The 12,462-nt window shown below is 38.8% G+C and carries 13 protein-coding genes; 4 read left to right on the forward strand and 9 right to left on the reverse strand.

All coding sequences use genetic code 11. The annotated features are described in order from the left end of the window. The first annotated feature begins 9 nt into the window (after positions 1-9). The 4 genes from ACICP9_RS03435 (at position 10) to rpmG (ending at position 1,855) form a co-directional block, all read left to right on the forward strand. Entirely contained in the window at positions 10-474 is a 465-nt protein-coding gene (locus tag ACICP9_RS03435; protein ID WP_071662213.1) for an EVE domain-containing protein, read from the forward strand. A gap of 222 nt (positions 475-696) precedes the next feature. Continuing rightward, positions 697-1,371: a DNA repair protein RadC gene (gene radC, locus ACICP9_RS03440; protein ID WP_395498884.1), complete on the forward strand. Its 675-nt coding sequence runs from the start codon at positions 697-699 to the stop codon at positions 1,369-1,371. Positions 1,372-1,447: 76 nt separating this feature from the next. Beyond that, complete coding sequence (gene rpmB, locus ACICP9_RS03445) at positions 1,448-1,684, forward strand: 50S ribosomal protein L28 (protein WP_395498886.1); 237 nt, start codon at positions 1,448-1,450, stop codon at positions 1,682-1,684. Positions 1,685-1,702: 18 nt separating this feature from the next. Next, positions 1,703-1,855, forward strand: coding sequence for a 50S ribosomal protein L33 (gene rpmG / locus ACICP9_RS03450; RefSeq protein ID WP_071662210.1), 153 nt, complete (start codon positions 1,703-1,705; stop codon positions 1,853-1,855). Positions 1,856-1,924: 69 nt separating this feature from the next. Here rpmG and lysS read toward each other — a convergent pair whose 3' ends face one another. From lysS to ACICP9_RS03495, 9 genes are all read right to left on the reverse strand, one after another. Next, complete coding sequence (gene lysS, locus ACICP9_RS03455; protein WP_395498888.1) at positions 1,925-3,439, reverse strand: lysine--tRNA ligase; 1,515 nt, start codon at positions 3,437-3,439, stop codon at positions 1,925-1,927. Between the two features lie 107 nt (positions 3,440-3,546). Beyond that, a protein-coding gene (gene prfB, locus ACICP9_RS03460; protein WP_395496820.1) for a peptide chain release factor 2 occupies positions 3,547-4,645 on the reverse strand; the annotation gives its coding sequence in 2 pieces (ribosomal slippage) (positions 3,547-4,569 and positions 4,571-4,645; 1,098 coding nt in all). A 53-nt stretch (positions 4,646-4,698) separates the two neighbouring features. Continuing rightward, positions 4,699-5,880, reverse strand: coding sequence for a fatty acid desaturase (locus tag ACICP9_RS03465; protein ID WP_395498912.1), 1,182 nt, complete (start codon positions 5,878-5,880; stop codon positions 4,699-4,701). Positions 5,881-5,978: 98 nt separating this feature from the next. Next, positions 5,979-6,551, reverse strand: a complete 573-nt coding sequence (locus ACICP9_RS03470) for a BON domain-containing protein (RefSeq protein ID WP_071662207.1) — start codon at positions 6,549-6,551, stop codon at positions 5,979-5,981. A 15-nt stretch (positions 6,552-6,566) separates the two neighbouring features. Next, a complete protein-coding gene (nuoN, locus tag ACICP9_RS03475; protein ID WP_395496822.1) occupies positions 6,567-8,027 on the reverse strand; it encodes an NADH-quinone oxidoreductase subunit NuoN in 1,461 nt (486 codons plus the stop codon). Further along, positions 8,024-9,577 (reverse strand): NuoM family protein, encoded by a 1,554-nt coding sequence (locus tag ACICP9_RS03480; RefSeq protein WP_395496824.1) that lies wholly within the window; start codon positions 9,575-9,577, stop codon positions 8,024-8,026. Before ACICP9_RS03480 ends, nuoN begins: the two co-directional genes overlap by 4 nt. Before the next feature lie 18 nt (positions 9,578-9,595). Further along, positions 9,596-11,506, reverse strand: coding sequence for an NADH-quinone oxidoreductase subunit L (gene nuoL, locus ACICP9_RS03485; RefSeq protein WP_395496826.1), 1,911 nt, complete (start codon positions 11,504-11,506; stop codon positions 9,596-9,598). Positions 11,507-11,512: 6 nt separating this feature from the next. Then, positions 11,513-11,818 (reverse strand): NADH-quinone oxidoreductase subunit NuoK, encoded by a 306-nt coding sequence (gene nuoK, locus ACICP9_RS03490; protein ID WP_395496828.1) that lies wholly within the window; start codon positions 11,816-11,818, stop codon positions 11,513-11,515. Continuing rightward, positions 11,815-12,411 carry an NADH-quinone oxidoreductase subunit J gene (locus tag ACICP9_RS03495; RefSeq protein WP_395498914.1) on the reverse strand — a complete coding sequence of 199 codons (597 nt, stop codon included), beginning with the start codon at positions 12,409-12,411 and terminating at the stop codon, positions 11,815-11,817. The genes nuoK and ACICP9_RS03495 overlap by 4 nt, the downstream gene beginning before the upstream one ends. Positions 12,412-12,462: the final 51 nt, after the last annotated feature.

Consider the following 12,462-nt stretch of genomic DNA (forward strand, 5'->3'; position numbering starts at 1 on the left):
GGAAAATAAGTGAATTATTGGCTAATGAAATCTGAACCCACTTGTTTTAGCATTCAAGATCTAGACAAACGACCTCATCAAACTGAACCTTGGGATGGTGTACGAAATTATCAAGCACGAAATTTTCTACAAGCAATGAAAAAAGGTGATCTGGCTTTTTTTTATCATTCGAGCTGTCCTAAGCCTGGAATCGTTGGGATGATCAAAATAGTTAACACTGCTTATCCAGATAAAACAGCCTTGCAGGTAAGTGATCATCATTATGATCCTAAAAGCACACTCAGTAAGCCGCGATGGTATAGTGTTGATGTACAATTAATAAGAATTTTCAAATCGATCCTTTCTTTAGAAGATTTAAAAATTCAACCTGAATTAAAAGAAATGCGTTTATTACAAAAAGGTAACCGCTTATCCGTTATGCCGATCACAACACTTGAGTGGCAACATATTATGGCAAAAGAATGCCGTCAATAACATCATTTAAGCATTCTACCTCTATTTAAAATTATAGGTATTTACTATAATAATCTCTACTCATATCAAGCATAAGATATGCTTAGCATACTTACTTGAAGAGTCTATAACTACCTCACAAATATTGGATTTTAACAACGTACTATAGTGAAGGAAGGAATGCTTAAATTCCAGTGCGCAGAATATATATAAAAATAATAATCTACTTAAGGAAAAGTAAATATGTCTATTACTGATTGGCCTGCAAAAGAACGTCCCCGTGAAAAATTACTCTCTCATGGCGCCTCCGTCTTATCTGATGCAGAATTGTTAGCACTATTCGTTCGTACCGGTGTCCGTGGAAAAACTGCCCTGGATATTAGTCGTGAACTTCTCATGCAATTTGGTGGCTTACGTTACATCGTTGCGGCCAGTTTGGAACAGTTCACAAAATCGCTGGGATTAGGTCTCGCTAAATATGTCCAGATCCAAGCCGCAAAAGAGCTAGCAACACGCTGTTTACAAGAAAATCTCGAACAACGTAACACCTTCGAAAACCCACAGGATGTTTATGAGTATTTAACGCACAAGTTGCAATCCTATCCTTACGAAGTCTTTAGCTGTTTATTTTTAGATAATGCCCATCGCTTTATTCATTTTAAAGAGCTCTTTCATGGAAGCATTAACGAAGCAGCTGTCTACCCTCGTGAGCTCATCCGGCAAGTATACCAACATAATGCCGCGGCGGTCATTTTGGCACACAATCACCCTTCTGGTATTGCTAAACCCAGTGAAGCAGATAAAAGGATTACACAAGAAATTAAAACCATTTTAACGGCCATTGATGTGCGCCTATTAGACCATATCATTATCGGAGAAGGCCGTATGACCTCTTTTGCTAGTCAAGGTTTATTGTAAATTTTTTGACAATCTGCTGCATTTTTGGTATAAAAGCGGACATTATTCTATATAATCAATCGCATTGGGGACTATTATGGCTAGGGTCTGTCAGGTAACGGGTAAAAAGCCCATGGTGGGGCACAATGTATCTCACTCAAACCGAAAAACTAAACGTCGTTTTCAGATTAATCTCCACGTTCGGCGCCTTTGGGTAGCTGCCGAAAAACGCTTTGTGAAATTAAGAATAACTGCTCATGGTTTACGGGTTATTGAAAAGCAAGGCATTGATAAAGTACTCGCTACGCTACGTCAGCGTGGCGAAAAAGTCTAAACCGGGAAGCATTATATCATGCGTGATAAAATTAAATTAAAATCTACAGCGAGTGCCTACTACTACACGACTAGTAAAAATAAGAAAGCTACACCGAATAAATTAAAATTTAAAAAATATGATCCTATCACTCGCAAACATGAAGTGTTTGAAGAAGATAAAATTAAATAGTTAAAACTATTAATAGCCTGCCCAAATGATTCCATTTGCGAGCAGGCTTTTTTGTGTTCTTGCTAGACGCTATTCACTTTTAGTTTCTGGACGCATTAACGGAAACAAAATAACGTCTCGAATTGACGCTGAATCAGTAAATAACATCGCTAATCGATCAATACCAATACCCTCACCAGCAGTGGGTGGCAAACCATATTCCAGTGCTAAAATATAATCTTCATCATAGGGCATTGCTTCTAAATCACCCGCCAATTTCGATCGACTTTGTTGTTTAAAGCGTGCTGCTTGATCTTCTGGATCATTTAACTCAGAAAACCCATTTGCTAATTCTCGTCCTCCGATGTAAAGCTCAAAACGCTCCGCTAATTGTGGGTCGTCATTATTACGTCTAGCTAAAGGCGATACATCAATCGGATATTCAGTAATAAACGTGGGTTGTTTTAATTTTTGCTCAACGGTTTCTTCAAATACAGCAAACTGTAATTGCCCGACAGACTCACTCGCTGGAATCTTTAAATCAGCGGCAATTTTTTGTAATGCTCTCAATTCAGTCACATCTTTCAACTGCCACTGCGGATTATATTCAAGTATGGCATTAATCACACTTAAACGTTTAAATGGCTTGGATAAATCATAGGTTTCTCCTTGATAAGTCAACTGTTCAGTGTCCAAAATAGTTTGTGCTAATTCACGAATTAATTGTTCAGTTAAATCCATTAAATCATGATAATCGGCATAAGCTTGATAAAATTCCAACATCGTGAACTCGGGATTATGTCGAGTCGAAAGCCCCTCGTTACGAAAATTACGATTAATTTCAAAAACTTTTTCCATACCACCCACGACTAAACGTTTTAAATGTAACTCTGGCGCCACACGTAAAAACAATTCCATATCTAAGGCATTATGATGGGTGATAAAAGGTCGTGCTAAAGCACCGCCAGGCAAAACATGCATCATCGGTGTTTCAACTTCAACAAAACCACGCTGATTTAAAAACTGACGAAGTCCATTGATCAGTTGGGAACGAATTTGAAATGTTTTTCGAGTTTTTTCGTTGCTAATCAAATCTAAATACCGTTGTCGATAACGTTGTTCTTTATCCGACTCAGAAAGACCATGAAATTTATCTGGTAATGGACGTAAGGATTTACTTAATAAATAAACCTTTTCTGCTTTTATAGAAAGTTGATTGGTTTTAGTACGGAATAGGACACCAACAATGCCAACAATATCACCCAAATCTAAACGTTTAATCATTTCAAAATCTTCTAGTCCAATATTGTCTTGTTTGACATATACTTGCATTTTCCCTGACATATCTTGAATATCGAGAAATAAACTTTTACCCATATCACGTTTTAACATAACGCGACCCGCAAGTCGGACAGAGAAATTCTTTTGCTGTAATAGTTCAGCATTCGCTTGTTCAAATTGGATATATAAATCAGCTGCCAAGCTATCGCGACGAAAAGTATTCGGATAAGCATCAGAAATTTGTCGTAAATCGTTTAATTTCGCCAGACGTTGCGAAAATAAATCTTCAGTATTATGGGAGATCGTTATTTTTTCATGGCTCATGATAAATTTTTCCAAACTTACAGATTTTAAATCTGTCCTAGTTTAGCAGATGATAGCAAGAAAAAAGTAATTATTCCCAGCAATATATACTCATAGCGAAGCGTATATTATAATCCTGCCTTTAAACTGGCTATCAAAAAAGGATTAAGATGACCATTTAATACCGCTTGGGTATTACCTGTTTCAACCCCCGTGCGAAGATCCTTAATTCGCGCATCATCTAATATATAGGAACGTATCTGACTACCCCAACCAATATCGCGTTTCAAAGACTCTTGATTTTGCTTTTCTTCAGCGCGTTTTCGTAATTCCAGTTCGTATAATTTTGCACGTAATTGCTTCATTGCTTGATCACGGTTTTTATGCTGTGATCGATCGCTTTGTGATTGCACCACTACACCGCTAGGAATATGTGTGATACGCACTGCCGAATCGGTACGATTAACATGCTGTCCACCTGCACCACTAGCACGATAGGTATCAATACGTAAATCTGCTGCATTAATTTCTATATCGATGGACTCATCAACTTCGGGTGATACAAATACTGCTGCAAAGGACGTATGACGGCGTTTGTTCGCATCAAAAGGCGATAAACGGACTAAGCGATGCACGCCGGTTTCGGTACGCAACCAACCATAAGCACATTCACCTTCAAATTTAATCGTGGCACTTTTTATTCCTGCAACTTCGCCGGCAGAGACTTCTATTAAATCAACTTTAAAATAATTTTGTTCTCCCCAACGTAGATACATACGTAATAACATTTCTGCCCAATCTTGCGCTTCAGTACCCCCTGAGCCGGCTTGTATTTCCAAATATGCAGAATTTTTATCTAATTCATGTGGAAACATTCGTCTAAATTCGAGTTGTTCTAGACGGGTTTCTAATAATTTCAATTCTTGAGGCAGTGTAGCTAATAAATCATCAGCCCCTTCATTAACAGCTAAATCATGCAGATCTTTGATATCGCTAAGACCCTTTTTCAATTGCTGAAAGATCTCGACAATTTGCTGCAATTGCGCGCGCTCTTTGCCTAATTGTTGAGCTTTTCCAGGATCATTCCAGAGAGTCGGATCTTGTAACTCATGATTTAACTCTTGGAGTTTTTCAAGTTTACTTGGATAGTCAAAGGTACCTCCGTAATTCACTACTACGGTTTTCAAGTTCTTTGATTTTTTGAATAATGGGTGCCGTTTCAAACATAAAGAAAATAATATGAACAGAAAAATTATTTTTTATAGGTCCTATTTATTATTTTAAGTTAATTTTTTTTGCGTCGAAAATCCGGCTAAACTTATCGCAAATTTCCGTAACGCATGCACACCCGTTGCCTCGGCTTGTTTACACCAATCCTGTAAGGCTTCTAATAACTCGCGCTGCGTTGCTGTGGTACGGCCCCAAATCGCCTGTAGTTTAAGACGGTACTGATAAACTAACGCTAACATATGATGATTATCTATCACTTCAGCTATTTGCTGTTTACCTTCTTCGTTTAATAAAGACTCAGTACGAATTAATGCGATCTTAGCCCGCTTTAATAACGCTTTACTGCTAGTATTCGCTTTTAGCTTTTCTTCATGTAAGACCGGTAATAACACCTCACGACTATAGCGCGCCAACACTTGAAAACGATTCGTAATCAATGCGGCTAAAGTATCTGAATCAATCAGTGATTTTCCTGGAATATTCTCAAGTTTGGGTGAAACTCGTTTTACCTTGGATAAACCTAAAAATTGTAATAAGCGAATATAAACCCAACCCAAATCAAATTCCCACCATTTGACCGAGAACTTAGCTGAAGTTGGAAAGGTATGATGATTATTATGCAATTCCTCACCACCAATAAAGGCGCCTAAAGGAATAATATTTCGCGCCGCATCAGGACATTCAAAGTTTCGATAGCCCCAATAGTGGCCGATACCATTCACCACACCCGCAGCAAAGAAAGGTATCCAAGCCATCTGTAAAGCCCAAATGGTAATCCCAGGAATACCAAATAAAATCAGATCAATAATAAACATCAATCCAATACCTGCCGCGCTATGCTTAGTATAGACATGTCGTTCTAACCAGTCATCTGGTGTCCCTTGACCATAACGGTCCATCGTATCTTGATTTTTAGCTTCGTCACGATACAACTCAGCACCCTCAAAAAAAACTTTTTTAATGCCTCGAGTTTGCGGACTATGTGGATCTTCGTCCGTTTCACACTTAGCATGATGTTTACGGTGAATAGAAACCCATTTTTTGGTTTCCATACCCGTGGTCAACCAGATCCAAAATCGGAAGAAATGACTAATGGCGGGATGCAGCTCTAAAGCACGATGCGCTTGAGATCGGTGCAAATACACCGTGACACCCACAATAGTGATATGCGTTAAAATTAATAAGGCAACGACATATCCCCAAAAAGATAAATTTAATACACCGTATAATATTCCCACAGTAACCTCTTTATATTTTAAGCCTATCCTAAATAGTCACTTTTAGTATAGTCAGTTTGCTGAACTTAAAGTTCATTTATAAAATTTAATTCTTATTCTTCTTTATATTCTATTAACTTAACCACTTTTTTCACACCCGAAGACTCTCTTGCTATCGTTACAGCTAAATCAGCTTGTTTCGGCGTCGCAATCCCCAATATATACACCACGCCGTCTTCAGTGACTATCTTAAAATTATTCGATTTAAGCGCTCTATTAGCAAACATCTTAGCCTTAACTTCTGAAGTGATGCCCACATCTTGAGCACGTCGGTAAACGGTTGTGGGTATCCCTAGAACAATTTCATTAAATACACGTCGGACTTTCGGAATACTCTTGGCATAGTGTTCTGCCTTAGCTTTTAAGGCCTCATCATAGGCTTGACCTGTTAATAAAACCACTCGATTATAACTCACCGCGGAAATATGTGTTTCGGCATTGAGTACCGGATCATTAGCCAGTTTTCTATTAACCCTAAAGTTTATTTCCTCATCGGCTTTAATCCTATTAATAGGACGCGGATCGGTCACCAAACTGCCGGTCGTTGCACTACCGGCTACAAAAGCACCTGCCAGACAACCTTGTAATCCCAATGATAGGATTAAAATAATAAAAATTTTTTTCATTTCGTTTTCTCGCCTCTAATAAACAGGGTGGTTAATAGTAAAAAAAACCGCTTTGGCCAGCCAGATTAACTGACTGGGAAATAAACCGAGAACGAGGAGTAGTATAGCATTAATACTCAGTGCAAGGTAGGCATCAGAGGCTACGCTTAAACGGGGTATAGTGGGTTCAGGCTCCTCAAAATACATCACTTTTATGATATAAATGTAATAATAAGCACCAATAATAGCAAAAATAATAGCCAAAGTGGCTATCCATAGTAAATGGGCTGAAATTAGAGATTCTAATATACCTAATTTAGCAAAAAAGCCGATAGTCGGTGGAATTCCCGCCATAGAAAACATCGCTAACAACATCATTAACGCTAGCCAAGGATTACGCGCATTCAACCCTCTTAAGTCACTGATTTGCTCAACCTGACCTGATTGACTCATCACGACTAATAAACCAAATGCGGCCAGAGCCATTAGCCCATACGCCAGCATATAAAAGAGGCTCATGGCATATCCCATGGCCGTGCCCGCAACTAAGCCGAGTAAGCCATAACCCATATGGGCTATAGCCGAGTAAGCCAACATGCGCTTTAAATTACTTTGCACGATAGCCACTAGATTGCCCAAACTGAAGGATAAAATAGCAATAACGGCTAATAAGGGCTGCCAATAACTGAGTAAGCTGGGCATGGTATCAACTAATAACCGGATTGCCAGTGCTAAACCAGCTATTTTCGGTGCCGCACTGATAAACAAAGTAACCGGCGTGGGCGCACCTTGATAGACATCTGGAACCCAAAACTGGAAAGGTGCCGCACCAATTTTAAATGTGATACCCGCCAGGATGAAAATAAGTCCCGTGCTAAGTAATACACTGGATTGTCCTCCTGTGAGTAAAGATTGATGGATAGCAGGTAAGATCAGGGAATGAGTAGCGCCATACAGCAAAGAAAGACCATATAAAAATAAAGCAGATGCCAGCGCGCCTAAAATAAAATATTTCATCGCGGCTTCGGCCCCTTGACTCGATTGGCGTTGTAAAGCCACCATCGCATACAGCGGGAAGGATAAAAGTTCTAAACCCAGATAAAGGGTTAATAAACTATTCGCCGACGTCAATATCAACATGCCTAGTATTGAGAATAAACCTAATAAATAATATTCCCCCGCATGAATGTGAAGAGTTTTAATCGCATCACGTGCATAGACAAAAGCAAATAAGCTGAAGATCAAAATGCACAACTTAACAAAATAAGCGACCAGATCCCAAGTAAAATGTTGGTGAAACAAAAATTGTGCCGGAACGTGATGTAAATGGATAAGCAATGCCAATGTAATCACTAGACTCACTTGAGTCGCACTATAGGTAATCAAATTGGATTTCTGTTGCACAAATAAATCAAGTAACAGAACTACACAGGTCATCAACAATAAAGCGATTTCAGGAAGTGCAGGAAATTGAAGTAATTGTTGTAATGTCATCATAATTTAGTTTGCAAACTCCAATGTAAAATTGAGTCTATCGAAGCATGCATGATCGTCAATAAAGGAGCCGGATAAATACCGATAAAAATAATTGCCAAACTTAATAAAATAAACACTAATTTTTCAAAGCCATGGATATCACTCGTTTTAGCGACCAAGGGATTCGTTATTTCACCAAAAAATACGCGCTTGTACATATAGAGTGTATAAGCCGCACTAATAATTAACGTGCTTGCAGCAAGCGTGGTAATCCAGAAGCTGGCTTGCATCGCACTGAAGATGATCATAAATTCACCAACAAAGCCCGCCGTACCTGGCAAACCGACATTCGACATGGCAAACAACATGAAAAAAGACGCCAATAAAGGCATACTGGTAGCAAGACCACCATAATTTTTGATAAGACGACTCCGAAATCGGTACGCCAACATCCCCACCGCTAAAAACATCGCCCCTGAACTAAAAGCATGGGAAATCATCTGTACCATCGCGCCTTCTAAGCTCATATACGCCATTAGTGTATTATGGTTATGTGTCATGATGGGAAATAGCATAAAACAACCCAACACCACAAAGCCCATGTGCGCGATCGAAGAATAAGCAATCAAACGTTTCATGTCCACTTGCGCTAAAGCGACCAAGCCAATATAGACGATAGCAATCAAGGCCAGCGCTATCATAAAACCATCTAATAAACGACTGGCATCCGGAACTATCGGTAACGTAAAGCGCAGAAAACCATAGCCTCCTAGCTTTAACATTAATGCCGCTAATACCACTGATCCGCCCGCGGGTGCTTCGGTATGCGCATCAGGTAACCAGGTATGTAAAGGCCACATCGGAATCTTGACTGCAAACGCAATTAAAAAAGCGATAAAGACCCATATCTGCACAGGCAGACTGAGTGGTATCGGATAAAAATGGGCAATCAAAAAATCATGCGTTGGGTTATGTACACCGAGATACAGTAATGCAATCAACATCAATGCCGAACCGAAAAAGGTATATAAGAAAAATTTTATCGAGGCATACGAACGGTTATCACTACCCCACACCCCTATACTCAAATACATAGGAATGAGTATTGCTTCCCAAAACACATAAAATAAGATTGAATCAGTCGCAGCAAATGTTCCTACCATCATCCCTTGCATGAGTAAAAACGCCGCCATATATTGAGCAACTCGTAGATTGATACTGCGCCAAGCCGCCAAAATAACCAGTAAAGTAGTAAATACTGTTAATAAAATGAGTGGTAAAGAAATACCATCGACACCTAAAGCATAATTAATATTATAAACAGTAATCCAAGGGATATTTTCTTGAAACTGCATACTGCTTAAAGCAGGATTAAAACCCAAATACAACGGTACACACAATAGCAACGTTATCAATGAAGTGATTAAAGCGATAACACGCGCGCGTTGGGGGTAACGATCGCCATTAAATGCAATTGCCAACACACCACCAAGCACTGGCAACCAGATAAGTAAACTTAATAAATGGTTGTGTATGAACAACGCGAATTGATAAACTAAAGTTAATAACATTCTTATACTACAACTAATTTACAAGGAATAAGCCAATAAAAAAATAATAATTCCAAACACCATAATGAATGCATATTGATAAAGATAACCTGATTGAAGACGACGCAATACGCTGGATATCCAACTAATACATCTTCCTGACCCGTCAATCAGTTTCTCGTCGAGTACATTCGCATCAATATTAAAAAATAATTTTGCTAAACGTTGGCCACCATTGGCAAATACGGTCTGATTAAATGCATCAAAACCATATTTATTGATTAAAACACGATACAACCAAGCAAAATGTTTTTTCATCCAGGCAGGAATAGCAGGAAATTGCAGATAAAAAAACCATGCCAAAACGATACCTATGGCAGAAAAAATAGTTGCGGCACTTAACAGGTGCTCAGTTGCCATCCTGTTATGATTGGGCAACACACTAAGACTTCCAGCGAGTAAACCTGGCACATTTAAAAAAGACTGTGCTAATAAAAGCCCTGCAATGGCAGATGGAATGGCTAATACAATTAAACTAAATTTAACTATCGTGGTGGTTTTTTGATAATGTTTAATAGGTACGCGAGCTTGAGTATGAAATACTAAGAAAAAGGCACGAAAAATATAAAATGCCGTAACCAATGCACCGATTAAGACACAATAATAAGCATAAGGCGCTGCGGGTAAAGTTGATGCATGAACCGCATCGATAATAGCATCCTTAGAATAAAAACCTGAAAAAGGAGGTAATGCCGCCAATGCTAAGGCACCGATTAAAAAACAAACATAGGTGATAGGCATCACTTTCGCTAAGCCACCCATTTTACGAATATCTTGTTCATGATGCATCGTTAAAATGACTGAGCCTGCCGCTAAAAATAATAAGGCTTTGAAAAAAGCGTGCGTCACTAAATGAAACATACCTGCTGCATATGCCGAAGCGCCTAAACCAACCATCATATAGCCCAGTTGCGATAAGGTGGAATAAGCAATGATGCGCTTAATATCATTCTGTACCATCGCCACTAAACCCATAAATAAAGCCGTGGTAGCACCTAAAATTAAAATAAGATTTAACACACTCGGCGCATATTCATATAAAGGCGAAAGACGTGCCACTAAATAAACACCGGCTGTAACCATCGTAGCGGCATGAATCAACGCTGAAATAGGTGTAGGACCTTCCATCGATTCAGGCAGCCAAACATGTAACGGTATTTGAGCAGATTTTCCCATTGCACCAATAAATAATAGAAAACAAATAACAGCAATTACTGAATAAGAAGTGTGTGGAAAAATACTGATGCTCGCAGCTTTCAGTGCAGGCACAGCATGAAAAACTTGGAAATAATCTAAGCTACCAAAATAATTAAATAATAAAGCAAGACCCAAAAAGAAACCAAAATCACCGACTCGATTAACCAGAAAAGCCTTTAAACCTCCGGCATTTGCTGCTTCACGTTTAAACCAAAAACCAATCAACAAATACGAAACTAAACCCACTGCTTCCCAGCCAAAAAACAATTGGAGAAAATTATTTGCACTCACCAGCATCAACATCGCAAATGTAAATGCCGACATATAACTAAAAAAACGCTTATAACCTGGATCCCTGGCCATGTAAGTGACACTATAAATATGTACTATCAACGAGATAAATGTCACGATAAGAAACATCACCACCGTTAATGGATCAACTAAAAACCCGATATTAAAGCGAAATTTACCGGTGAAATCCCATAAATAAAGATTTTCATCATACGTCGCACCATGTAAAAAAAAGAGTTGATAAGCAAAATACAGCGATAAAACAAATGAAATGGCGACCCCTAAAATAGTGACTGAATGTGCCAACCTGTCACTGACACGTCGGCCACCTAAGCCTGCAAACAAGGCTCCTGCTAAAGGGCATAATACCAATGCCAGATTGATTAACTGATAATGACTCATTACCAACTACCCCTTTAAACGATTTAAGGCATCGACTTGTACACTATGTCGGGTGCGGAATAAAACAATTAGTATCGCTAAACCGATAGCGGCTTCAACGGCTGCCACAGCTAACACAAAAAACACAAACACTTGGCCGGATAAATCTGCAAAAAAATGCGAGAATGCGACAAAATTCATATTCACGGCCAATAATAGTAGTTCGACACACATCAGTAAAATAATGATATTTTTCCGATTAATCAGCAACCCTAGTAAACCCAAGCTAAATAGGATAGCGGCAAGTATTAAGTAATAATTTAACGGAATCATTTTTTTCTCTCCGCTGGCATTTTTATAATTCGTAATCGATCCGAAGGCTTAACCTTAAGTTGCAATTCAGGTGCGATCGCTTTATTCAAACGCTTTTCACGAAAACTTAAGGCGATGGTCGCAATAATACCTACGAGCAATAAAACACCGGTAATTTCAAATGGATAGACATACTGTGTATACAGTACATCGCCTAAGGCTTGTGTATTACTCGCTTGCGCAGATAATGGCAGCAGCCCTGCTGTGCCTGAAAGCGGAAATACCGTATAGATAAGTAATGCCAATAAAATCAGTACGCTGATTACAGCAAAGAACACGTAACGCACGAAGCCGTATTGTTTTTTAGCGTCATCAATATTTAAGGTCATAATAACGAATAAAAATAATGTCATGACCGCACCCACATACACTAAAACCAAGATTAGACCTAAAAATTCCGCCTCTAATAATATCCATAAAGCAGCGGCGGAAAAAAAAGCTAACACTAAAAACAAGGCGCAGCGAACCGGATTACGCGAAATGATCGTCATTAAAGCCGCAGCAATTAGCAATATAGCAAAAAAATAAAATGCCCAGGATTGAATAGGAATGATCATAATAACGCTTTAACTATTTTAAAATCTAACAAGGAAATTAAACAAAAA

Origin of the sequence: Rickettsiella endosymbiont of Litargus connexus (genome assembly GCF_964277335.1) — a bacterium.
GTDB classification, from domain to species: Bacteria; Pseudomonadota; Gammaproteobacteria; order Diplorickettsiales; family Diplorickettsiaceae; genus Aquirickettsiella; species Aquirickettsiella isopodorum.